Origin of the sequence: Candidatus Caldatribacterium sp., assembly GCA_014359405.1 — a bacterium.
Lineage (GTDB): Bacteria > Atribacterota > Atribacteria > Atribacterales > Caldatribacteriaceae > Caldatribacterium > Caldatribacterium oleiphilum.
In genome coordinates, this window is record JACIZN010000015.1 from 1 (window position 1) to 22,200 (window position 22,200).

The window sequence follows — 22,200 nt, forward strand, 5'->3', positions numbered from 1 at the left end:
AGATCCACCGTACTTCTGGACAACGAGGCTCATTCTACCACAACCTCGATACCCTTCTCCCGAGGGTGGACTCTACGAATCTCTACACGGACACCGCAAGAGGAGAAAATTTCTCCGATTTCCCTTTCTTCTCTTTCCTCAAGCGGTCGGAGGAGGAAAAGAAGAACGGTCGGTCCAGAGCCACTTATGGCCGCGTTACCAATTCCCCTCTCCTTCACGTAATCTTTGACCTCAAAGAACCCCACCACGTGCTTTCCACGGTAGGGCTCATGAATGCGGTCCTCAAGGGCACGGAGGAAACCTTCTGCGTCCTTCTCAAAGAGACTTCCCAGAAGGAAAGCAAGGTGTGAGAGGGAGAAGACCACATCGTCCCTTCCGTAAGAAGGAGGAAGAGCCCGACGCATGGCCTCAGTGCTCAAGGTGTAGTCCGGGATGAGAGCATAGAGGTACAGGGAAGAAATAAAGGGGAGTTTGCGGTACAAGGTGCTCTCTCCCTGCGCAAGGGCAATGGTAAAGCCCCCCACAAAGGCAGGAACAACGTTGTCGGGATGCCCCTCGAGGGTGACAGCTATCTTGAGCATCTCCTCAAAACCTAACTTTCTCCCACACAGAACATTTGCCACAGTCACACCAGCCGCAATGCAGGCTGCGCTGCTTCCAAGGCCCCTTGCTATGGGAATGCCATTCTGGGCTTTTACCCGAAGGCCAGAGCCTTGGAATCCAAGATGCTCCCAGGTTCTCTGAACGGCCCGAAAGAAGAGGTTTTCCTCGTTTTCGGGAACCTCACCTTCTCCCTCTCCCTCATGGGTGAGAAGAAAGCGTCGCTCCTTTAAGGTCTCAACCTCGACCCTGTACGTGAGGTCAAGAGCAAGGCCCAAGACGTCAAACCCGCAGGCAAGGTTAGCAGTTGTGGCAGGCGCCTCAATGTGGAGCTTCATTGCTCTTCCCCCCGAAGACCAAGAAGTTCAACCACTTCTTCTTCCCGAGGTTCCACTTCCTCGATTTTCCCTTCATTTTGCTTCACGGCGATATCCGGGTCTTTGAGACCATGACCGGTGAGGATGCACACCACCGTCTTCTTGCCCTGAAACATCCCTTCCTTTGCCTTTTTCAGGATTCCGGCCAGAGAGGCTGCCGAAGCCGGTTCTACAAAGATTCCCTCTTCCTCAGCAAGCATGCGTTGCGCAAGGAGGATTTCCTCGTCACTCACCGCGTCGATGAGCCCCCCGGACTCGTCTCGGGCGGCGATTGCCCCCTTCCAGCTCGCAGGATTCCCAATGCGGATGGCTGTAGCTACGGTTTGAGGATTCTCTACAGGTCTTCCAAGGACAAGGGGACAGGCCCCTTCCGCCTGGAAGCCGAACATCCTCGGGAGCACTTTTATCTTTCCCCGCGCAAAGAACTCTTTGAAGCCCTTCCAGTAGGCGGTAATGTTTCCTGCGTTCCCCACAGGGAGCGCGAGAATATCGGGAACACCTCCAAGCCACTCTATGACTTCAAAGGCTGCTGTCTTCTGACCCTCGATACGGTAAGGATTTATGGAGTTCACAAGGGCTACCGGGTAGTGAGTGGTGATGAAGCGCACAATGCGCAGGGCGTCGTCAAAGTTCCCCCGTACCGCAAGAACCCTTGCCCCATGCATGAGTGCCTGGGAGAGCTTGCCCAGGGCGATTTTCCCTTGGGGGATGAGGACGATGCAGGAGAGCCCTGCTCGTTTCGCGTACGCTGCTGCCGAAGCTGAGGTGTTCCCGGTTGAGGCGCACATGACCACCTCTTTTCCCTCTTCTTTGGCCTTTGCAATGGCCACAACCATACCCCGGTCTTTGAAAGACCCTGTAGGGTTCATACCCTCGAATTTGAAAAAGAGGGCGCCTACCCTGAGTCGCTTCTCAAGTGAAACAGAGCGGATAAGCGGCGTATTCCCCTCTTCCAAGGTGATAAGAGGTGTTGCCGAAGTTACGGGGAGGTACTCGGCAAAGTACTCAAGAATCCCTGGCCAGCGCAAGGGAACACCCCCTTTACTCACGGTTCCTCTTAGGATACCATAAAATGCAACCATGAGGAAGCGACTGCTCCTTCTGAGCAACGGTTACGGGGAGGATTCCTTTGCGGCTCTCATCCTCAAGGAACTCCTTGAGCTTGCCGAGGAAAGGGGTCTCCCTCTCCGCGTAGACGTCATTCCTCTTGTGGGGGAAGGAAAGGCTTTTGAGGGTCTTCTCCTCCGCTTCCCTGACGCTGTGTGCCTTTCCCATCTCTCTCCTTCCCTCCCCTACGGAGGCGTGTACCTTGGGAAGCCTCTCCACCGTTTCTTCCGCCTTTTCTCCGATGCTTTGTTTGGAGGCTTCAGGAACATTCTTCTTGCCGCCTGTAGGGTAAGGTCCCTGGCTCGGGGAGTCGACGTCATCTTTGGGGTCGGCGACATCTTACCCCTTCTCCTTGGGTTCCTTTTTGGGCGAAGGAAAATCTTCCTCTTTGCCTGCGCTCACACCGACCTTCTGCGGGTTAAAAAAGGTCCGTACGAGCGCTTAGGGAGAGTCACCGCGTACTTTCTGCGGCACGGCACAGAACGCGTGTACACACGGGATGCTCCCACCGCACTCTGGTTCCAGAGCCTGGGGATACCCGCAGTGTTCCCGGGGTTTGTCGGTCCCAAAATGGGGGAACTCTCTCCAGAGCGGCAGTACATACTCTTTCTCCCCGGGCATCGAGGAGACTGGGAAGAAAACTTTCTTTTCCTTGCGAGAGCAATCCTTTCTGCGGAAAGCTCCCTTGACTCCTTTTCTCTCCACTTTGCCTTTCCTCCGGAACGAACGCTTCGGGAGATCGAAGACGCCTTTGCCCGGGCAGGAGGCAAGCGCTGCGATTCCTCCTCTTTTCTCCTTGGGGAACGTTGTGTCTCCTTTAGCCGGGGAGACTACCTTTTGAGGCTTCAGGAAGCGGCACTCGTTGTGGGATTTGCGGGAACAGCCCTTGAACATGCGGCATTCTGCGGTATCCCCTGCATCGAACCATACCGCAGAGACGCCATTCAGGCCAATCCTGACTTCCTTTTCCGGCGGCAGATTCTCCTCCTTCGTGAGGCTCTGACTCCTGGGGGAACCACCCCTGAGGAAACCGCTCGGATTCTCGAGATGGTCCTTCGCAATCTCCCGGATTTTCAGAAGAAAGCCCGGGAGTTCTCCTGGAGGACCTGGGAGGATAAAAGGAATGGGGCAAGGAACATAGCCTATGAGCTTTTCAGCACTCTTCGCACCCCTCCGAAATGCCAAGGTAGAGCACCTGTCTTGGGCGGCTCTCGTACCGGTACACGGTGATTCCCTTGCATCCGAGCTCATGGGCAAGGAGGTACACCCGGAGGACATCCTGAGGCGTGGCAGATTCCGGGAGGTTCACCGTTTTAGAAACGGCATTGTCCACGTACCTCTGGAACGTAGCCTGAACCCGGACGTGGAATTCGGGAGGGATTTCAAGGGCTGTCAGGAAAAGTCGGTGGAAACCCTCGGGAATTCCTTCCACTCCCTCCATGGTTCCTTTCTCAAGAACCTGTCTCCGCACCTCCTCCGGAATCCTGAACCGTTCGAACATTTCCTCAAGGAGGGGATGAACCTCAAGGAGTTCAGTGTGCTCAAGGACATAGCGCCGAAAGGCAAGGGCAAAAAGAGGTTCGATGCCGCTTGAGCAGGAGGCAATGATGCTTATTGAGCCGGTGGGGGCAATGGAAAGGAGAGTGGCGTTGCGGAGTGGCAGGTTCCTTTCTGCCCACACGCTCTGGGGATAGTTGGGGAAAGTACCACGGCGAGAGGCAAGGTCCATTGAGGCCGCTCGTGCCTCAAGGGCTATAAAGTGCATGATTTCCGCGGCGATTTTCAGTGCCTCTTCGGAATAGTACGGTATCCCCAGTTGCACGAGCATATCAGCAAAACCCATGACACCAAGCCCGATTTTTCGGTTCCCTTTGACCATGCGCTCGATAGCCGGAAGAGGATACCGGTTTGCTTCAATGACGTTGTCGAGGAAGTGAATCGCCCTCCACACCACTTCCCGAAGGCGTTCGTACTGGATTTTTCCATCGTTCACGAATTTGGCAAGGTTGATGGAACCGAGGTTGCAGGACTCATAGGGGAGGAGAGGAACCTCCCCACAGGGGTTTGTAGCGACAATTCTCCCAAGAGAAGGTGTAGGGTTTGCACGGTTTATTGTGTCGAGGAAAATGAGCCCTGGCTCCCCGCTCCTCCAGGCGCTCTCGGCAATCATTTCGAAGAGTTCCCTTGCGTTGACCCGTTCCCATACCTTTCCATCTCGAGGGTTCACAAGCTCAATCTCCTCGCCTCGCTCGACTTTCTCTATTTCTTCATCGGTAATAGCCACCGAGAGGTTGAAGTTCTCCAGAAACCCCGGTTTCTCCTTTGCCCGTATGAATTCCCGGATATCCGGATGGTTGAAGCGAAGGACCCCCATGTTTGCCCCCCGGCGGCGACCTCCCTGCTTCACCACATCTGTGGCCACATCGAAAATTCGCATGAACGATACCGGTCCTGAGGCCCGTCCACCTGTGGAGGCCACAATGTCTCCTTTCGGGCGAAGGGCCGAAAAACTGAATCCCGTCCCTCCTCCGGATTTGTGAATGATGGCCATCTCTTTGAGGGTGGTGAAGATGGAATCGATGGAGTCCTCGACAGGGAGGACAAAACAGGCTGCGAGCTGTCCAAGGGGAGTCCCAGCATTCATGAGGGTGGGAGAGTTCGGAAGGAAAACAAGGGATGTCAGGAGCTCAAGGAATTCCTCGTAGGTTTTCGATGCATCTTCCCCGAATTCCCTGTCCACTTCAGCGATGGCATGAGCCACGCGCTCCATCATCTTTCGGGGGGTTTCGATAACCTGCCCCTCTCCATCTTTGAGGAGGTATCGTTCCTTGAGGACCCGCACGGCGTTCAGAGAGAGCTTCAAATCATCCCGGACCCCGAAGAGCTCCCACTTGGCCTCTCGAAGGTTTCGTCGCTTCTCCCGATAGAGGATATAGGCACGGGCGACCTCCGGAAGTCCTTCCCGCATGAGAACCTCTTCGACCGTATCCTGGATGGTCTCCACTTCAGGGATCTCCTCTCCCCGTTCGGAGAGAAGGTGCACCACTTTTTCCGCAAGGACTCGAGCAAGCTCTGGGTCTCCTTTCCCGCAGGCTGCAAGGGCTCGGGAAAGAGCAGAAACTATTCTCTCCGGACGAAAGGAATCAAGACTCCCGTCGCGTTTGCGCACGTACTCAAAGGGCACGAGCATTCCCCCCTCCGTACACCTTTTGTACCCAAAGGAGCATTTCTTCAGGAGTGGCAAAGACGTACTCGGCCTTGATGGCTTCGGCTTCAGAGCGGTGGAAGGAATCCCAAAGGGCCAGGGCAAAGGCCACTCCTGCACCGTGTGCCGCCTGGGCATCAAGGGGAGAATCTCCCACGTAGAGAGTATCCTCTGGGGGCATCTTGAAGTGCTCAAGGATGCGCAACACCCCATCGGGATAGGGTTTGGCCCTCTCTACTTCGTCTCCACACAGGACAAAGTCAAAGTAAGACTTAATACGAAGCCGCTCAAGAGTCAGAAAGGCACTCTTTCGCCCTTTGGCGGTAAAGAGAGCCTGTTGCACTCCTTTTGCGCGAAGGTAGGAGAGAATGTCAAGAACCTGGGGAAAGAGGGTGACCAGGTGATCGTGTTCCCGCTCGTAGAACTCGTAGAACGCCCGAAGGGCTTCTTCTTTTTTCTCTTTCCCAACAATTTGTTCAATGACCACGTCCTCTGGAGGCCCATAGAGGTTGACGATTTCCCGAGGGCTCATGGATCGCTGCGCAAAATGCTCGGCCACCCACTGGAAGGCTCCCCAGAGGAGCTTCGAACTCCCTATGACTGTGTTGTCGAGGTCCCAGATAAAAAGTTTAAACACAGCTTTTCTCCCTCAGGATTTCTTCCACGCATTTGGAAAGGAGCTCCATATCGGCATCGGTACCTATGGAGATTCGGAGGGCATCAGGCCACTCGGGAAAGTACCGAACGAGGATTCTCCTCCGCTTCAATTCTTCGTAGAGGAAGGAGAGAGAAACTCCTCTTTTCCGGAGCAACACGAAGTTTGCCTCCGAAGGGTAGACAAAGAACCCAAGCTCTTGCATCTTTTGGGAGAACCACTCCCGGGTCTTCTTGATACGCTGAATGTTCCCCCGCACGTAATCAAGGTCCTCAAGTGCCGCACATGCGCCAACCTGAGAGAGAATGTTCACGTTGTATGAGGCCTTTACCTTCAGGAGTTCCCTTATGACTTTTGGGTGGGCAAACAAAAGCCCAATCCGCAGGCCCGCAAGAGAAAAGGATTTCGAGAGGGTACGCACAATGATGAGGTTCTCATAGCGCTCAAGAAGTGGTAGGGTACTCGCCGGGGCAAAATCCACGTACGCTTCGTCAACCACAACCGGGCACGCTGATGCCTGGAGCACTCTTTCCACACTTTCAGGAGGAACAAAGGTTCCCGTTGGGGAGTTAGGATTGCAGAGGAACTTCAGATTCCCCAAAGTGGTAACGAACGCCTCAGGAAGCGAGAAGTCTTCAGGGAATGGTACCTCACAGGGGACACCCTCCTGAAGGAGGGTAAGGACACGGTAGTACGTGTACGTGGGCACAGGGTACACCACCCTATCCCCTTTTCCGACGAAAACCCGCACCACAAGGTCAAGGAGCTCATCAGAGCCATTTCCCACGAGAATCCAGTCTTCGGGAACGCCGTACGCTGCAGAGGCTTTTTGCCGCACCCTATCGCTTAAGGGGGGAGGGTAAAGGGCAAGAGAAGACGAGGAGAGAAATTCCTGGAGTGCTGCTATGACCTTTGGTGAAGGAGGATACGGATTCTCGTTGGTGTTGAGCTTGACGAATCCTTTCTCCTTTGGTTGCTCGCCTGGGGTGTACCCCTCAAGGGTTAGGATTGCCTTCCGGAACGCAACCACTGCCATCATCCTTTCCCCATTTGTTTCAGAATCTGGGTGCTCCTTCCCGAGGGGTCATAGAGAGTGTACACCTCTTCGAGGTTTCGGAAATCCCCTCGGAAGTCAAGCCCATACCCCACAACGTAGATATCCGGAATCTCAAAGCAAAAGTAGTGTACTGCCACATCGGCGATTCTCCGGGCCGGGCAATTCAAAAACGTGCACACCCGCACGCTTTCGGGAAGTCGCCTCTCTAGGCTACGCACGAGGAAGTTCAGGGTGAGTCCTGTATCGACGATGTCTTCGAGGATGAGAACATGCCTTCCTTTAAGGTTTACATCCACATCCTTCTCAATCTCGGCACGCTGCAGCCCTGGGCGAAAGGGTGAAAGGGCCATGAAATCGAGATCGAAGGGAATGGTGAGTGCCCGGGTGAGGTCAACGGCAAAGTACACCGCTCCCCGGAGGATTGCAATGATAACCGGTCGTTTCTCCGCATAGTCCCTTTCGATTTCGCGAGCAACCTCAGAAACTCTCTTTCGGATGTCCTCGCGGGTGAAGACGCAGACTCCAAGCCGGGGATCACTCATGGTCGTCCTCGAGGTTGAACTTCCTCAGAATATGCGCGTAGTCCCGAGCGTATATCACTTTGATTTTTACCTCCGGGTACAGCTCTTTGAGCTTTCGAATCTTTCGGTTCTTCCGCCAGGTGAGCTTTTGCTTTTGGGTGGTAATTTCAATAAAGAGGTCAAAATCAGGAAGGTAAAAGTCGGGAGCAAAAGCCTCAGTCACGTTACCTTCGCTATCCCACTCAAGGGGAAACGTTCGGGGCTCATAGAGCCAGCGAATCCCGTAAAAGTCAAGGATCCGGGCAAATTCCTCTTCCGAAGGATGGGAAAACACCACAGGCTTTCTTGAAAATTCGTCCGCAGGAAAGAAAGACTCCTGGTGCCCTGTAGGAGTCACACGGGTCCTCCGCATGGCTTCAAGAACAAGTTGACAGGACTCCTCCACGTCATAGAAAGCGGTGTTAAGTACGAAATGGTAGTGAAGGGGATTCCGCCAATCGACTCCGAAGTACCGGAGAAGGAACCGCTCCCTTTGTCTATCCTGCTCTGCAAGGATTCGGGACGCAGTGACCTCATCCTGGCGGTACCGTTGTATAATACGGTGCACACGAAGGAGAACCGGAGCCACAACGAGGAGATGAAAAGCGTTCGGGCAGTGAGCAAGGAGTTTTTGGCCTCCCCTCCCAAGGAGGACAAAAGCTCTCTTTTCGGCCATTCTCGCCAGGAGATTGCTTACAGCCTTCATCCATTTCTCCCGTTCTTCCTCTTCCTCAGGGGGATCGGGGGAAAGGGAAGACTCTCGCAGGAGCGCTTCCCAGCGGTCCCGGTTGATGAGCTCATACCCCAGGACCTTTGCAAGGCGAGAAGCAACCTCGTCTCCGAGGCTTTCGATTTCTCGAGAGACGGTAACAGCCGAGAAATTCCCCATTCCTCTTTTCACCGGCTTCTATTATACTATCCCTGGAAGAGAAAACCCAGAGAGGTTTGGAGAGGACCCAAAATGGCACGGCGTTTGCTCCTTGTTGCTTGTGCGCTACTCTTTCTCTCCTGGAAAGCGTGGGCTGAGGAGATTCTCTTTGCCGACAGGACAAAGGAACAACTCTTTGCTCCCCTTGCCGCTTTTCTTGAGAAGGAGCTGCACCTTTCGCTTTCTCCTGTGCCCCTGTATCCCCTAAGGGGGGACGAACTTGCGGCGGCTCTTGCCGGCAAGAGAGCATACCTTTTTCTCGGATATGGCCGGGGAAATCTCCTCTTCTTCGAGGCATGGGATCTCGAGAAACTCCGAAAGATTTTAGGGATGGTTCGTAGATCCAAGGATGTGTCCCTTTTCCTTGAGGAGCTCAAGCGCCGGCTTGTGAGGCTTCTTGAGCGAACGAAGGAGTGGAAGCTCCTTTTTGTGCGCCATGAAGAAGGACAGTCGCGCATAGTCCTCACAAACCTCAGAGGAGGAAGAGAGGTCTTCTTTACCCCTCCTCAAGGAGGAGATGTGGAAGCCATAAGCATCACCCCTGAGGGACGGTTTCTCCTTGCTACCGTTTCTACTGGTAACGTAACCAACATTTTCCGATTCGATCTCCTCTCCCACACCTGGAACCGCCTGAGTCCTCCTGAGTTCTCTGATTCTTCTCCAGCCTTCTTCCCTTCCCGAAGAACGATTCTCTTCCTTTCAGAGCGTGGAGGCAAGAGGGGAATCTATGAAATGAACCTCGACGGCTCGAAGCAGAGGCTTCTTCTTGAACGGGAAAACCCCGTACAGTGGGTTACCACTTCTTTGTACGCTCCCGTCTTTGCTTTCTCCGAATTCAGGGATGGGCGATGGCGCCTTACCCTGTGGGATATTCTGCGTGGCGAGGAGCAAACTTTTGATTTCCCTGGCAACGTTTTGTATCCCACCTTTGGGGGACAAGAGAAACTCTTTTTTATCGGAGAGGAAAAGGGGAGGTACGACGTGTACTCTGTAGCTCTTACGGATGGAAGTACCACCCAAATTACCTTCGATGGGCTTCCCAAGGCTTACCTTGCAGTTTCCCCGGGAGGCGAGAGACTTGCCTTCTCTGCCGAAACCGATCGGGGCAATTGGGACGTTGTTGTCCTTGAGGTGGATGGAAGAAGGGCTGAGCGGGTTACTGCCTCCTGGGCCAGGGAAACAAGCCCTATCTTTTCCCCAATTCCCATGTATTAGGAGGAAAGCCGTGAAGCACTACGCCCTCATTCTCTTCGTCGTCCTTTGTCTGGCACTTTCTTCTTCTCTTTCGCCTTCCTGGGCTTCGGTTCGAAAACTCCCCTCGTTCAATCTCTACACCTTACAGGGTGAGGAGATTCCCTTTCATCCAGCAGAAACGGCAATTCTTTTCTTCCTCAGCCCGAAATGTTCCTCGTGCCTTTCCGGTCTCCTTGACCTTATTAGGAATCTTGGAAACCTTGGAAAGAACATGCCACTTTACCCTGTATGTCTCCAGTGTGATTTTCGAGCTGTTCGCGACTTTGAAGAATCTCTTGGAGGGCGACTCACCATCTACCTTGCCAGCCCAGAGCTTCAGGCCCTCCTTGGAGTCTGGGAAACCCCGGCGGTCTTTCTTGTGAGCAGAGAACGAAGGGTCCTCTACCAGGAGAAAGGGAAAGTATCATGGGAAGCCCTGCGGCTCTCTCTTCCCTCTGAGGTCAAGAGTCGTCCTACGAAGGAAAAGCAAACCACCTGCACCCTGGGTCTCTGTTCATAGGGGGGTGAGAGTCGATGGACATCCAAAGGATTCTTGAAGAACTCTGGGAAAGGAAAATCACCCCTCAAGAAGCTTACAAGGCCCTCCAGGGATTTCCCTTCAAGGACCTGGGATTTGCTAAAATTGACTACCATCGGGGGCTTCGTAAGGGTTTTCCAGAGGTTGTGTACTGCCCTGGAAAGGACCGGGAGCATCTCCTTGCCATCCTTACCGACCTCGCCGAACGTGCCCCAAACTTTGTTGCCACCCGTGCTGATCAGGAAACTTTTGAATTCCTCAGGAAACATCTGCCATTCCTTTCATTCAACCCCGCCGCACGGCTCATTTTTGCTGAACGGGAACCCCGCCCCCGGGTGGGAAAGATTGTCGTGGTTACTGCAGGAACAGCGGATATCCCTGTTGCTGAAGAGGCAGCATGCGTCGCCGAGATTGCGGGGAACTTTGTGGAACGTCTTTTTGATGTTGGTGTTGCGGGTATTCACCGGCTCTTTGCCCGCCTTTCTCTGTTTGACGATGCAAATGTTGCGGTGGTTGTGGCGGGGATGGAAGGAGCGCTCCCAAGTGTTGTTGCCGGCCTTGTGGGGATTCCAGTCGTTGCTGTCCCAACAAGTGTCGGATACGGGGCCCACTTTTCAGGACTTGCTCCACTTCTTGCGATGCTTGCAAGTTGCGCCCCAGGAATGGCGGTGGTCAACATCGACAATGGATTCGGCGCAGGCTTTTTTGCTCACCTTGTGAACCAGCTCGCAGAGAGGGGGAAAGCTCGTGAAGATTCTCTATCTTGACTGCTTTTCGGGGATAAGCGGGGATATGTTCCTCGGGGCACTCCTTGACCTGGGGATCATAGAGAAAGAGGCGTTCATCGCAAAGCTTAAAGAATTCCTCCCCTTCCCCTTTGATATGGCGGTACATCGCGTGGAGAAAAAGGGCATTACCGCCACTCAGGTCCTTGTTACTGAGCCTTACTCTTTTCGTGCTCGGAGCGCTCAGGAGATGTTTGACCTTCTCTGTGGAGGATCGCTCCCGGAGACCTTGCGAGAGAAAGCCCAAGCAATTCTCAAGACTATTGCAGAAGCTGAAGGGAAAATTCACGGTCGTTTACCTGAGGAGGTTCATTTCCACGAAATCGGAGGTGGGGATACCCTCGTAGATGTCGTTGGCGTACTCTATGCCCTTGAGCTCTTAGGGGTCCAGGAGGTTTACGCTTCTCCGATACCGACAGGGAGGGGTTTTGTCCGTACCGAACACGGGGTTCTGCCCATCCCTGCACCGGCAACTCTTGAGCTCCTTCGAAATGTCCCCATTTACACCGGGCCTGCGGAAGAAGGAGAGCTCGCGACTCCTACTGGGGCGGCTCTTGTTTCCTATCTTGTCCGTTCCTTTGGACCATGCCCGCACCTTGTGGTTCGAGGGATTGGGTACGGAGCAGGGACTCAAGACCTCAGTGTACCGAACGTCCTTCGGGTCGTTCTTGGGGAGCGAGAAGAGAGAGCCCACCAGGAGAGAAACGTGCTCCTCGAAACCAACATAGACGATATGTCCCCTCAAATCCTTGAATACCTCACCGAGCGCCTCTTTGAAGCCGGTGCCCTGGACGTTTTCGTAACCCCTATCTACATGAAGAAGCAGCGTCCTGCTTTTACGCTCTCTGTCCTTGCTCCGGTGTTCCTTGCACCTTGTCTTCGCACGATCATCTTCGAAGAGACAACCACCCTTGGTATCCGGGAGTATGAAGTTACCAAGTGGGCACTCCCTCGGAGAGAGGTGAGCATCCCCACTCCCTGGGGGGACATCCGGGGGAAGGAGGTTTCAAAAGGCGGGAGGACTCTCGTCCTCCCCGAGTACGAAGAGTGCAAGAAAATAGCTCGGAAAACGGGTCTTCCTCTTCGAGAGGTCTTACAGAGAATCGGGATAGAGAACTCTTAGTTTTCGCAGGTTCCGCCGCAAGTTTGCCCACACTTCAGGCATACGAGCTGGGCAAGGTAGGTGCTTTCCTCTTCCTTTGTCAGGTATCGGCGACGAATCCTCTTGTCGAGAATCCAAGGCCATCGGGCAACCCTTTCTGCAAAAGGAGTATCGTACACCGCCTGCATACCCTTATCGCGGTACTCTCCGCGAACTTCCATGCTTCTTCACCTCCTACTCTTCCCCGAGGTAGGCCTTTCGCACTCGTTCGTCCTCAAGGAGTTTCTTCCCCTCTCCCTCAAGGACAATGCGTCCGGTTTCAAGGACATACGCGTAATGGGCAATCTCTAAAGCCGCCTTTGCATTCTGTTCGATTAATAGGATAGTGACACCGCTTTGAAGGAGTTCCCGAATGATTTCGAAAATCTCTCGAACAAGAAGAGGAGCCAGACCGAGGGATGGTTCGTCCATCATGAGGAGCTTGGGCCGGGACATGAGGGCCCTTGCTACGGCGAGCATCTGCTGCTCTCCACCGCTCAGGGTACCCCCTTTCTGCCAGGTTCGTTCCTTAAGACGGGGAAAGAGCTGGAAGACCCAGTCGAGGTCCCTCTTGAGTTCTTGGTGGTCCCGACGAGTGTACGCCCCAAGGAGGAGGTTCTCCATGACGGTGAGGTTGGGGAAAATTCGACGTCCTTCGGGTACCATGGCAATTCCCATTTCCACGATCCGATGGGGTAACTCTTTCGTAATATCCCTTCCCTCAAAGGTGATTGCCCCATCTTTTGCCCGTACAAGACCGGAGATGGTTCGCAGGGTCGTGCTCTTCCCCGCTCCGTTTGCTCCTATGAGAGCCACAATTGTCCCCCGGGGAACGGAAAGGGTGATGCCTTTCAGGGCATGAATTCCTCCATAGAAAACGTGGAGATTTTCAATGCGGAGGACCTCGTCCTTCATGCGCTCCGAACCCCCAGGTACGCTTCGATAACTCGCGGGTCTTTCTGGATTTCTTCCGGTGTGCCTTCGGCGATTTTCGAGCCGAAGTCCATGACAGCCACCCGCTCGCAAATTCCCATGACCACCTTCATATCGTGCTCGATGAGGAGAATGGTCAAGTGAAAGTCCTGCCGAATGCGCTGGATGAAGCGCATGAGTTCAAGGGTTTCCTGGGGATTCATCCCTGCTGCCGGTTCATCAAGGAGGAGGAGTCTTGGTTTTGTGGCCAGTGCTCGGGCGATCTCAAGACGTCGCTGCTCCCCGTACGGCAAGGCCTGAGCTTCCTCGCAGGCTACATCAAGGAGGTCCACTGCCTCAAGGAGGGCGTATGCCTCCTTCTTGAGTTTTTCTTCGGTACGCCAAGTCGAAGGCAGAGAAAACATCGAGGCAAGGAAGGAATGAGGGAAACGGACGTGGAAGGAAACAAGGACGTTCTCGAGAACCGTCAGGCGCCCAAAGAGCCGAATATTTTGGAACGTTCGAGCGATGCCAAGGGCGGTAATGCGGTCAGGAGAGAGGCCGGTGATATTCCTCCCATAGAAGAAGACCTGGCCACTTGTTGGAAGATACTGGCCACTGATGATGTTGAAAACCGTGGTCTTTCCCGCCCCATTTGGCCCAATGAGGCCTACAAGATCCCCTTCCCAAAGGGTCAAAGAGAAATCATTTACCGCTACAAGCCCACCAAAGGCTATGGTCACCCGATCGACCCTGAGAACCTCTTTCCGCTCAGACATGGGCTTTTCTCCCCCTTCGGAAAAGGGAGAGGATGTCTTCGAAAGAGAGCTCTCTCTGTCCGAAAAGCCCCCGGCGGTAGAAAATCATGAGAATCACGAGGATCACTGAAAAGACCACCATGCGCATGCCCGGGATGCCAGGGAAAGTCCAGGAACCGATGGTGTGAGGAGCCTCGACTTCTCGGAGGAGCTCCTGGAGGAAGGCAAAGAGTATCGCGGTGACCGTAGACCCGGTGATGCTCCCGAGTCCTCCAAGAACAATGATGATGAGGAGGTTAAAAGTCATGCTGAAGGTGAAAAGGGTTGGCGAGACAGTGCTAATAAGGGTGACGAAGAGCCCTCCCGCCACACCTGCGAAGAATCCACTGAGCACAAAGGCAAGGAGCTTGTGCCGAAAAAGGTTCACCCCCATGGCCTCGGCGGCGATTTCGTTCTCCCGGATTGCCTTCAGGGCCCGTCCAAAACTTGAGTTCACGAGATTTTTAATCATGAACACCGTCCAAAAGGCCCAGCTCGCCGTCCACCAGAGATTGGTGTACTCAGGAATCCCCTTGATGCCAAGAGCGCCGTTGGTCACCGGTATGAGGTTGTTCGCCAGAACTATCACGATCTCCCCAAACCCAAAAGTAGCAATGGCAAGGTAATCTCCTCGGAGACGAAGGGTGGGAATCCCGATGAGGAGAGCAAAAAGAGAGGCCAAGAGCCCTCCAAGAAAAAGTGCCAGGATAAAGAGCGAAGGGGGAAAGGAAAAAGCGTTCAGGGGCCAGATAAGGGGTTGAAGAAAGTACACTTCCTTTTTCTGAGCAAGGGGAAGCATGAGGAGTGCCACGGTGTATCCCCCGATGGCCATGAAAGCATTGGGACCCAAGGAGAATTGGCCCGTAACACCGTTGATGAGATTGTACGCCACTGCAGCAACAACGTAAATGCAGGCAGTATTCAGGATTCGGACAAGGTATGCATTCAGGTAACGCTCCGCCATGGCAACGCCAACCATAAGGAGCGCAAAAAGAAAAAGGGTGAGGAGCAAGTTCTTCCTCATTCCCTACACCTTTTCCTTGGTCGCTTCACCCATGAGACCACCGGGTTTCACAAGGAGAAAGATAATGAGAATCGTAAAGACAAAGGCATCTCGGTATCCCGTAAGCCCTGGGAAAAAGGCCACAATGAGGATCTCTGCAAGGCCAATGATGAATCCTCCAAGCATAGCTCCCACGACGTTCCCGATGCCTCCCACCACCGCAGCGGTGAACGCCTTCCATCCGGGAAAGATTCCCATGAGGGGGTTGATTTGAGGGTACTTGCATGCCCAGAGGACGCCACCAACACCTGCAAGGGCTGAACCCAAGGCAAAGGTATAGAGGATGACGCGGTCCACATCGACCCCCATGAGCCGTGTCGTTTCCATGTCTCGGGAAACAGCCCGCATGGCCATGCCTATCTTCGTGCGGTATACGATGTAGAAGAGGGCAAGGAGAATCAGAACACTGATGACCGGGACCCAGAAGGTCACCCCCTGGATGCGGGCCCCGAGAATGGTGTACACATTCTTCATGAGGTCTGGACGGGGGAAACCCTTTGGACGAGCTCCGACAGTTACAAGGCCGAGATTTTCAATGAAGAAAGACACACCCACTGCGGTAATGAGAGCCGAGATTCGGGGAGCGTTCCGGAGGGGTCGGTACGCAACCCGCTCGATACTCATCCCCACAAGGGAGCACAGCGCTACACCGATGAGGACCGAAAGCCACCAGGGGAGGAGAAAAACGCCTATCATGAAGAAGGCAAAGTATGTCCCCAGCATGAAGACATCGCTGTGGGCGAAATTGATGAGCCCGAGAATGCCGTAAACAAGGGTATACCCAATGGCAAGGAGAGCGTACAAACTCCCCACAGAGACACCGTTCATGAACTGCTGGAAAAGAGCTGTCCACTGCATTGCAATTCCTCAAAAAGGAGGAGAGGGCCGGGAATTCCCGGCCCTTGAGAAAATCACTCCACCGCTAATGCTTTTACGACGACAAACCTCTTGTTTTCTACCTTCCGAACCACTACTGGTTTGATAGGATCACCATTTTCGATCGTCACTCGTCCAGTAACTACATCGAGATCCTTTGTGTCCTCCATGGCGTCACGAATCTTTGCCGAATCGATAGACCCCGCCCGCTCAATAGCATTAAGGAGAATGAGATACGCATCGGCTCCCAGTGCACCGAACATGTTGGGATCCTTTCCAAACTTCTGCCTGTAGAGATCGATGTACTTTTGACCGATTTCGGTTAAACCTTTGGTTGCATCCCAGGCAGCGGTGTGATAGAGTCCCTCCACCGCGTCTCCACCCACGTCGAACAGCTCCGGAGCATCGGCACCATCGGCAGAGAGAATGATGCCTTCATACCCTAAGTCCCGAGCTTGACGACAGATGAGAGCAATCTCTGTGTAGTAGTTAGGAACGTAGATAAGATCGGGATTAGCATTAATAATGGTGGTGAGTTGAGCCGAGAAATCCTGGTCACCAGTCTTGCAGTGCTGTTCCACAACAACCTTTCCGCCTTGTTTTTCGAAAGCTTCTTTAAAGTAGTTTCCCAAAGCCACGCAGTAATCCTGGGCAATGTCAGAAAGAATAGCCGCCGTTTTGGCCTTTAAATCTTCAAAAGCAAACTTTGCTGCTGCCGCCCCTTGGTAAGGATCCGTAAAGCAAGCCCGAAAGACAAACTTCCTTCCCTGGGTTACGAGAGGGTTCGTGGCTGTAGCAGAAATAATAGGAATTTGTTTCTCCTCGCAGATTGGTGCTGCTGCTAGCATATTTTTGGTTATAGCTGGACCGATGATGGCTACAACCCCTTCTTTGTCGATAAGGCGAGTTGTAGCATTTGCCGCCTCAACCGGGTCACTCTTGTTGTCCACAAGGACGAGCTCCACCTTTTTGCCTGCCACCGCATCACCGACGATTTCCCGAATGAGGTTGATCCCCTCCCAAATCATCTGTCCGTAAGCTGCCACTGCACCGGTCATTTCAAGGTTTGCACCGATACGAATAACTTCTTCTGCCGCAAGGGCAACGCCTCCTAAGAGCAACCCCGCACAAAGGAGAAGAACGACGAAAACTTTCATTGGGCAACCCCCCTTTCATTTTTAGCTTAAGGTACCACTTCTATTCCCCAACTTCAAGCCGGTACGCCAGAACCTCTGGAAGACCGGCAAGAAAGATTTTGCGCATGGCGGCCTGAACGTTATATTCTACCCGCTGAACCTCAAGACGTCGTTCCTCCGGAAAGAAAATCCCAAAGCTCGCCTTTGGATTCCCATCCCTTGGTTGTCCCACACTCCCGCAGTTCACGAGATACCGGAAACCCTCTTCAAACACAAGCTCCCCACCCTCAAAGAAGGATACGTGCTGTACCCTTTTCCCATCCCAGACATACCCTTCAGCTACATGGGTGTGCCCGAAAAAGCAAGCCGTAAAATTCCCCTCTTCGAAAATTTCGCGAGCCTGCCATGGATTGGTGATGTACTCCTCAACTGGAGAACGGGGACTCCCATGGACGAAGAGACATCCATAGGCTTCAAGGGACGAGGGGAGGGCTTCAAGGAAAGAGAGATTCAGAAAGCTCAGGTTCCTCTTAGTCCAAAGGATAGCTTCTGCTGCTTTAGGATTGAACCAGGAAAGGGGAAGCATGCCGAGAAGGCACGCCTCGTGATTCCCCAAAAGGCATTGCGCTTTCCTTTCCCGTACCCACTGCACGCAGCGATCCGGCTCTGCTCCATACCCTATGATGTCTCCAAGGACCAAGACAACATCCTCGTCGGTGATTTTTTGGGCTACTGCCTCCAGAGCGTCAAAATTCCCGTGAATGTCCGAAAGAAGGACCACTCGCAATTACCGCATCGACCCCTTGATTCGCATGATGCCGGTGATGGCAGAACGGGCAAGTTCTTCAAGTTTCAACTGGATGTACTTGATGGTTTCCTCAAGGTTTGGGATGAGGACGTACTCCAAGGCATTGACTCGACGGCGGGTTTTTTCGATTTCCACAGCCAGGAGTTCTATGGTCTTCTCGGCCTCTGCCAGGCGAACCATGAGAGGAAGCACTCGGGAGAACGATCGGAACGCCGCGTCGAGCTCTGCAGGAGTATGAATCACACCGTAGGAGTACGGGTCCCCCTCAACCTTCACCTCAAAGTGCGGCACCCGAACTCCGGTGAGGTACCGGGTACTCACTTCAAGGAGGAGCCTCTGCTGTGGTGCCAAAGTCACAAGGTCCTTATCCGCCTCAGAAAGCATGAGGGAGGCAACATTCTGTGCTTCAAAGGCCTTCACGATTTCCTTCTCTATTTCTCGACGGAGGTTTCCGTTCTCCCGAACAACCCGGACAAAATCCTGAATAAGGGCGTCGAGCTTGTCCTTGAGGAGCTTGTGCCCCCGCCGGGCCATGTTCAGGCGGTTCCGCAACTTCATGAGCTCCATGCGGTTGGGATTGACGTTAAGCCGCATAGGGAACCTCAACTCTCTTCAGGTTTTTTCTTGTAGAATCTATCAAGGTATTCGTCACGGATGCGCTTGAGTTCCTCTCGTGGAAGCATCCGCAAGAGATCCCAGCCAATTTCAAGGGTCTCCTCAATGCTCCGGTTCTCGTACTCTCCCTGTTGCACAAACCGTTCCTCAAAACGGTCGGCGAACTTCATGTAGAGACGATCAAGCTCTGTGAGAGAAGCTTCTCCGAGAATGGTGGCCAACTCTGCTGCTTCTCGCCCTCGGGCATACGCTGCAAAGAGCTGATTCGCCACATCGGCATGGTCTTCGCGCGTTTTTCCTGGACCAATCCCCTTATCCCGCAACCGGGAGAGGGACGGCAGCACATCGATAGGGGGATAAATGCCCTTCCGATGGAGTTGGCGGCTCAGAATGATTTGCCCTTCAGTAATGTACCCTGTGAGGTCAGGAATGGGATGGGTCTTGTCATCCTCAGGCATGGTAAGGATAGGAATCTGGGTTATGGAGCCCTTCTTTCCCCGAATGCGTCCTGCTCGCTCATACATTGTGGCAAGGTCTGTGTAGAGGTACCCGGGGTAGCCACGGCGTCCGGGAACTTCCCGCCGTGCCGCAGACACTTCCCGGAGAGCCTCGCAGTAGTTTGTCATGTCCGTAAGGATGACGAGAACGTGCATGTCCATTTCAAAGGCCAAGAACTCCGCTGCGGTGAGTGCCATACGTGGGGTGATAATTCGCTCTACAGCCGGGTCATTGGCGAGGTTGATGAAGAGGACCGAACGCTCGATGGCCCCGGTGTTCCGAAGCTCAGAGACGAAGTAGTTTGCCTCCTCAAAGGTGATTCCCAGCGCTCCAAAGACGACCGCAAATTTCTCCTCACCGCTCAAGACCCGGGCCTGCCGGGCGATTTGGGCCGCAAGGCGAGCATGAGGAAGCCCTGCACCGGAGAAGATGGGGAGTTTCTGTCCCCGAACGAGGGTATTCAGCCCGTCGATGGCGGAAATTCCAGTCTGTATGAAGTCCGTGGGATAGTCCCGGGCAACGGGGTTGATGGGGTTCCCATTGATGTCGAGACGAGCATCGGGAACGATTTCCGGCCCTCCATCGATTGGGATTCCAGAGCCATTGAAAATGCGCCCCAGAATGTCAGGAGAAACTGGAAGCTCCATAACCCGACCCAGGAAACGCACCTTGCTCTGCCCAATCCCAATGCCCTCGGTGCCCTCAAAGACCTGAACCAGCGCCTTGCCCCTGCTTGTCATGAGAACCTGGCCTCGGCGCCTGCTCCCATCGCTCAGCTCAATCTCGACTATTTCCATGTACCGGGCATCTTCCACCTGCTCCACGGTGAGCAATGGTCCCGCCACTTCGGAGATAGCTGTAAACTCCTTATACATTGCTCTCAACCTCGCCTCTCAGCTTTGCACTCAGCTCTTCTTTAATATCCATCTCGAGCCTTTCGATGCGCTCAAGTTCAGACTCAGGAACGTACTTCATTCGTCCAATGCGTTCCCGAGAGGGTATGCTCAGAATGTCCCGCAAAGAGAGACCTTGCTCTAAAGCCTTTAACCCTTCCCGGTAGTACGTGAGGATGACCCGAAGCATCAGATACTGCTTTCGCAGGGAGGTAAAGGTATCTACCTCGTGGAAGGCGTTCTGCTGGAGGAAGTCTTCACGAATGGAACGTGCTACCTCGAGGATGAAACGTTCTCGGAAGGACAGAGACTCTACACCCACAAGGCGAACGACCTCTTCGAGTTCAGCCTCCTGCTGGAGGATGCGCATGGCTAAGGCTCTGTTTTCTGAGAAGTCTGGAGCCACGTTCTTTCTCCAGTAGTCCTCAAGGTGCTTCAGGTACAGAGAGTAACTGATGAGCCAGTTGATGGCTGGAAAATGGCGTTTGTACGCCAACCGGTCCTCCAGGCCCCAGAAGACCTGGACCACTCGTAAGGTGTTCTGGGTTACCGGCTCAGAGAGGTCGCCTCCGGGAGGAGAAACGGCACCGATAACTGAAAGCGACCCAACACGTCCGTCCTTCCCAAGGCACTGGACTTTTCCGGCTCGCTCGTAGAAGCTCGCGATACGGCTTCCGAGGTATGCCGGAAAGCCTTCGTCTCCCGGCATTTCTTCAAGGCGCCCGGAAATCTCTCGCATTGCCTCCGCCCATCGAGAGGTAGAGTCCGCCATAAGGGCGACCTTGTACCCCATGTCCCGGAAGTACTCGGCAATGGTAATTCCCGTGTACACCGAAGCCTCCCGAGCGGCAACCGGCATGTTCGAAGTGTTGGCAATGAGGACCGTCCGCTGCATCAAGGGCTCCCCCGTGTACGGGTCGACAAGCTCGGGGAACTCCATGAGTACATCGGTCATTTCGTTGCCCCGTTCTCCACAACCGATGAAGACGATGACATCCGCGTCGGACCATTTGGCAAGCTGATGCTGCACAACGGTTTTACCACTCCCGAAGGGTCCAGGGATACAGGCCACACCACCTTTGGCAATGGGGAAGAAAGTGTCAATGACTCTCTGGCCAGTGATGAGCGGTTCATCGAGTTCGAGTTTGCGGCGGTAGGGACGAGGTGTTCGTACCGGCCATCGCTGCATGAGGGTGAGAGGAATTTCTTGGCCATCCTTTTCAAGGATTGCAACGACCTCATCCACTGTAAATGACCCGCTGCGGATGTCCTTCACCACCCCCGAAACCCCAGGAGGAACCATGATTCTGTGCACAATGGTTTTCGACTCCTGGACCGTCCCCAGGATGTCCCCTGCCTCGACCCTATCCCCTGGCGCAACAAGGGGCTGGAAGTCCCACTTCTTTGACCGATCGAGAGCCGGCAGTTCTACACCCCGTGCTATGAAGTCGCCCGTTTTCTCTCTGATGAGCTCAAGAGGCCTTTGGGTTCCATCGAATATCCGTCCAATGAGTCCGGGACCAAGCTCAACACTCAAAGGCTCATAGGTGGACTCCACGGGTTCCCCAGGGCGAAGACCGGCCGTTTCCTCGTACACCTGGATGGTGGCCATGTCGCCACGGATGCCAATGATTTCCCCAACGAGTCTTTTTTCTCCAACTTTAACCATGTCGTACATTTTTGCGCCCTGAAGCCCCTGGGCCACGACGACCGGACCATTCACGCTGAGAATGGTTCCTTTCCTGACGTCCTTCATCGTTCTTCTTCCTCTCCCTGAATCATAAGGCTACTTCCAATGGCCATTTCCACAAGCTTTCGGATGATGCTTCCTCCCTTACCTATCTCTTGAGGAGTTGTGGGAATGGCACAAATGACCGGAAGGGCCTCCCCACGGAGGTCCTCAAAATGGGCTTTGATTGCCTCGTAAAAACGCCACTCTGTGAAGATGATAGCATACTGGTTCTTCCGAAGCGTGGGCAGAAAAGAACTGAGTTCTGCAACGGTACGAACCGGGAAGACATCAAACCCCATGCCACGGAAGCAGAGAGCTTTTTCTTCCCCACCGACAAAGGCAAAGTGCGTCCTACTCATAGTAGCACTCCCGGAGTTTCCGCCGAAGGGTTTCTCCCTCAAGGCCAAAGTATTTTCCTTCAAGGAGAATTCGCAAGTTCTTTATGTCTATGGACTTGGCAAAGAGAAAGCCGAAGACCGGTTCCGGGCCAAAGGTCTCTCGTCGGTACTGGCGGATCCATGCAAGGAGATGGTTATCCATCTTCCTCTCGATTTCGGCAAGGTAGTACGGATCATTCCGGAAAACCCCCGCTTCGGGGAGAATAAAGGCAAAGCCAAGGTACTCCAGGTACTCAGGGACCTTCTCCTCAGGAACCGAGAGAAGCTCAAGAAGCTCTCTTTCTCC

24 protein-coding genes are annotated in these 22,200 nt (G+C 53.9%); 5 read left to right on the top strand and 19 right to left on the bottom strand.

Translation table 11 applies throughout. The features are described from left to right. Positions 1–29 precede the first annotated feature (29 nt). Positions 30–938: a homoserine kinase gene (thrB, locus tag H5U36_02140; protein ID MBC7216976.1), complete on the bottom strand. Its 909-nt coding sequence runs from the start codon at positions 936–938 to the stop codon at positions 30–32. Further along, positions 935–2,005 carry a threonine synthase gene (locus H5U36_02145; GenBank protein ID MBC7216977.1) on the bottom strand — a complete coding sequence of 357 codons (1,071 nt, stop codon included), beginning with the start codon at positions 2,003–2,005 and terminating at the stop codon, positions 935–937. The genes thrB and H5U36_02145 overlap by 4 nt, the downstream gene beginning before the upstream one ends. Before the next feature lie 64 nt (positions 2,006–2,069). On the opposite strand from H5U36_02145, the gene H5U36_02150 reads away from it, so the two are divergent. Further along, on the top strand, positions 2,070–3,314 hold the full coding sequence (locus tag H5U36_02150; protein MBC7216978.1) for a hypothetical protein: 1,245 nt from the start codon (positions 2,070–2,072) through the stop codon (positions 3,312–3,314). Here the strand turns inward: H5U36_02150 and H5U36_02155 are convergent. The 5 genes from H5U36_02155 to H5U36_02175 are packed head-to-tail and all read right to left on the bottom strand — an operon-like array spanning position 3,238 to position 8,450. Then, the gene (locus tag H5U36_02155; GenBank protein MBC7216979.1) at positions 3,238–5,268 is read right to left on the bottom strand and encodes an adenosylcobalamin-dependent ribonucleoside-diphosphate reductase; all 2,031 of its coding nucleotides are present in this window, start codon (positions 5,266–5,268) and stop codon (positions 3,238–3,240) included. The two genes, H5U36_02150 and H5U36_02155, sit on opposite strands and share 77 nt — an antisense overlap. Next, on the bottom strand, positions 5,258–5,926 hold the full coding sequence (locus tag H5U36_02160) for an HAD family hydrolase (protein MBC7216980.1): 669 nt from the start codon (positions 5,924–5,926) through the stop codon (positions 5,258–5,260). Before H5U36_02160 ends, H5U36_02155 begins: the two co-directional genes overlap by 11 nt. After that, positions 5,919–6,980 (bottom strand): histidinol-phosphate transaminase, encoded by a 1,062-nt coding sequence (gene hisC, locus H5U36_02165; protein MBC7216981.1) that lies wholly within the window; start codon positions 6,978–6,980, stop codon positions 5,919–5,921. The genes H5U36_02160 and hisC overlap by 8 nt, the downstream gene beginning before the upstream one ends. Beyond that, on the bottom strand, positions 6,980–7,543 hold the full coding sequence (gene hpt / locus H5U36_02170) for a hypoxanthine phosphoribosyltransferase (protein MBC7216982.1): 564 nt from the start codon (positions 7,541–7,543) through the stop codon (positions 6,980–6,982). The genes hisC and hpt overlap by 1 nt, the downstream gene beginning before the upstream one ends. Then, positions 7,536–8,450, bottom strand: a complete 915-nt coding sequence (locus tag H5U36_02175) for a cytidylate kinase family protein (protein ID MBC7216983.1) — start codon at positions 8,448–8,450, stop codon at positions 7,536–7,538. Before H5U36_02175 ends, hpt begins: the two co-directional genes overlap by 8 nt. Before the next feature lie 72 nt (positions 8,451–8,522). On the opposite strand from H5U36_02175, the gene H5U36_02180 reads away from it, so the two are divergent. From H5U36_02180 to larC, 4 genes are read left to right on the top strand one after another with little or no spacing between them, the layout of a single operon-like run. Then, positions 8,523–9,704 (top strand): PD40 domain-containing protein, encoded by a 1,182-nt coding sequence (locus H5U36_02180; protein ID MBC7216984.1) that lies wholly within the window; start codon positions 8,523–8,525, stop codon positions 9,702–9,704. 10 nt (positions 9,705–9,714) lie between these two features. Continuing rightward, complete coding sequence (locus H5U36_02185) at positions 9,715–10,242, top strand: hypothetical protein (protein ID MBC7216985.1); 528 nt, start codon at positions 9,715–9,717, stop codon at positions 10,240–10,242. 14 nt (positions 10,243–10,256) lie between these two features. Next, a complete protein-coding gene (larB, locus tag H5U36_02190; protein MBC7216986.1) occupies positions 10,257–11,027 on the top strand; it encodes a nickel pincer cofactor biosynthesis protein LarB in 771 nt (256 codons plus the stop codon). Beyond that, a complete protein-coding gene (larC, locus tag H5U36_02195) occupies positions 11,008–12,168 on the top strand; it encodes a nickel pincer cofactor biosynthesis protein LarC (GenBank protein ID MBC7216987.1) in 1,161 nt (386 codons plus the stop codon). Before larB ends, larC begins: the two co-directional genes overlap by 20 nt. On the opposite strand, the gene H5U36_02200 is transcribed toward larC, so the two are convergent. The 12 genes from H5U36_02200 to H5U36_02255 all read right to left on the bottom strand — a co-directional run. After that, positions 12,165–12,368 carry a hypothetical protein gene (locus H5U36_02200; GenBank protein MBC7216988.1) on the bottom strand — a complete coding sequence of 68 codons (204 nt, stop codon included), beginning with the start codon at positions 12,366–12,368 and terminating at the stop codon, positions 12,165–12,167. The two genes, larC and H5U36_02200, sit on opposite strands and share 4 nt — an antisense overlap. A 13-nt stretch (positions 12,369–12,381) precedes the next feature. Next, entirely contained in the window at positions 12,382–13,101 is a 720-nt protein-coding gene (locus H5U36_02205) for an ABC transporter ATP-binding protein (GenBank protein MBC7216989.1), read from the bottom strand. Next, complete coding sequence (locus H5U36_02210; protein ID MBC7216990.1) at positions 13,098–13,877, bottom strand: ABC transporter ATP-binding protein; 780 nt, start codon at positions 13,875–13,877, stop codon at positions 13,098–13,100. Before H5U36_02210 ends, H5U36_02205 begins: the two co-directional genes overlap by 4 nt. Further along, the gene (locus H5U36_02215; GenBank protein MBC7216991.1) at positions 13,870–14,919 is read right to left on the bottom strand and encodes a branched-chain amino acid ABC transporter permease; all 1,050 of its coding nucleotides are present in this window, start codon (positions 14,917–14,919) and stop codon (positions 13,870–13,872) included. The genes H5U36_02210 and H5U36_02215 overlap by 8 nt, the downstream gene beginning before the upstream one ends. 3 nt (positions 14,920–14,922) lie before the next feature. Then, positions 14,923–15,816, bottom strand: coding sequence for a branched-chain amino acid ABC transporter permease (locus H5U36_02220; protein ID MBC7216992.1), 894 nt, complete (start codon positions 15,814–15,816; stop codon positions 14,923–14,925). Between the two features lie 53 nt (positions 15,817–15,869). Then, a complete protein-coding gene (locus H5U36_02225) occupies positions 15,870–16,991 on the bottom strand; it encodes an ABC transporter substrate-binding protein (protein MBC7216993.1) in 1,122 nt (373 codons plus the stop codon). A 40-nt stretch (positions 16,992–17,031) separates the two neighbouring features. Beyond that, entirely contained in the window at positions 17,032–17,757 is a 726-nt protein-coding gene (locus H5U36_02230; GenBank protein MBC7216994.1) for a metallophosphoesterase family protein, read from the bottom strand. Then, the gene (locus H5U36_02235; GenBank protein ID MBC7216995.1) at positions 17,758–18,372 is read right to left on the bottom strand and encodes a V-type ATP synthase subunit D; all 615 of its coding nucleotides are present in this window, start codon (positions 18,370–18,372) and stop codon (positions 17,758–17,760) included. It lies immediately after the preceding gene. Between the two features lie 8 nt (positions 18,373–18,380). Next, positions 18,381–19,766 carry a V-type ATP synthase subunit B gene (locus H5U36_02240; protein ID MBC7216996.1) on the bottom strand — a complete coding sequence of 462 codons (1,386 nt, stop codon included), beginning with the start codon at positions 19,764–19,766 and terminating at the stop codon, positions 18,381–18,383. Then, positions 19,759–21,540: a V-type ATP synthase subunit A gene (locus tag H5U36_02245; GenBank protein ID MBC7216997.1), complete on the bottom strand. Its 1,782-nt coding sequence runs from the start codon at positions 21,538–21,540 to the stop codon at positions 19,759–19,761. Before H5U36_02245 ends, H5U36_02240 begins: the two co-directional genes overlap by 8 nt. Then, the gene (locus H5U36_02250) at positions 21,537–21,875 is read right to left on the bottom strand and encodes a hypothetical protein (protein MBC7216998.1); all 339 of its coding nucleotides are present in this window, start codon (positions 21,873–21,875) and stop codon (positions 21,537–21,539) included. Before H5U36_02250 ends, H5U36_02245 begins: the two co-directional genes overlap by 4 nt. Further along, positions 21,868–22,200 (bottom strand): V-type ATPase subunit (locus H5U36_02255; protein ID MBC7216999.1); only part of this gene is annotated, 333 nt, incomplete at its 5' end. The genes H5U36_02250 and H5U36_02255, both read right to left, overlap by 8 nt.

Coding starts and splice junctions, on each gene's coding strand:
- H5U36_02200 (MBC7216988.1), bottom strand. CDS start 12,368: ATGGAAGTTCGCGGAGAGTACCGCGATAAGGGTATGCAGGCGGTGTAC.
- thrB (MBC7216976.1), bottom strand. CDS start 938: ATGAAGCTCCACATTGAGGCGCCTGCCACAACTGCTAACCTTGCCTGC.
- H5U36_02235 (MBC7216995.1), bottom strand. CDS start 18,372: ATGCGGCTTAACGTCAATCCCAACCGCATGGAGCTCATGAAGTTGCGG.
- H5U36_02250 (MBC7216998.1), bottom strand. CDS start 21,875: ATGAGTAGGACGCACTTTGCCTTTGTCGGTGGGGAAGAAAAAGCTCTC.
- H5U36_02240 (MBC7216996.1), bottom strand. CDS start 19,766: ATGTATAAGGAGTTTACAGCTATCTCCGAAGTGGCGGGACCATTGCTC.
- H5U36_02215 (MBC7216991.1), bottom strand. CDS start 14,919: ATGAGGAAGAACTTGCTCCTCACCCTTTTTCTTTTTGCGCTCCTTATG.
- H5U36_02220 (MBC7216992.1), bottom strand. CDS start 15,816: ATGCAGTGGACAGCTCTTTTCCAGCAGTTCATGAACGGTGTCTCTGTG.
- H5U36_02175 (MBC7216983.1), bottom strand. CDS start 8,450: ATGGGGAATTTCTCGGCTGTTACCGTCTCTCGAGAAATCGAAAGCCTC.
- H5U36_02180 (MBC7216984.1), top strand. CDS start 8,523: ATGGCACGGCGTTTGCTCCTTGTTGCTTGTGCGCTACTCTTTCTCTCC.
- larB (MBC7216986.1), top strand. CDS start 10,257: ATGGACATCCAAAGGATTCTTGAAGAACTCTGGGAAAGGAAAATCACC.
- hisC (MBC7216981.1), bottom strand. CDS start 6,980: ATGGCAGTGGTTGCGTTCCGGAAGGCAATCCTAACCCTTGAGGGGTAC.
- H5U36_02205 (MBC7216989.1), bottom strand. CDS start 13,101: ATGAAGGACGAGGTCCTCCGCATTGAAAATCTCCACGTTTTCTATGGA.
- H5U36_02210 (MBC7216990.1), bottom strand. CDS start 13,877: ATGTCTGAGCGGAAAGAGGTTCTCAGGGTCGATCGGGTGACCATAGCC.
- H5U36_02245 (MBC7216997.1), bottom strand. CDS start 21,540: ATGAAGGACGTCAGGAAAGGAACCATTCTCAGCGTGAATGGTCCGGTC.
- H5U36_02225 (MBC7216993.1), bottom strand. CDS start 16,991: ATGAAAGTTTTCGTCGTTCTTCTCCTTTGTGCGGGGTTGCTCTTAGGA.
- hpt (MBC7216982.1), bottom strand. CDS start 7,543: ATGAGTGATCCCCGGCTTGGAGTCTGCGTCTTCACCCGCGAGGACATC.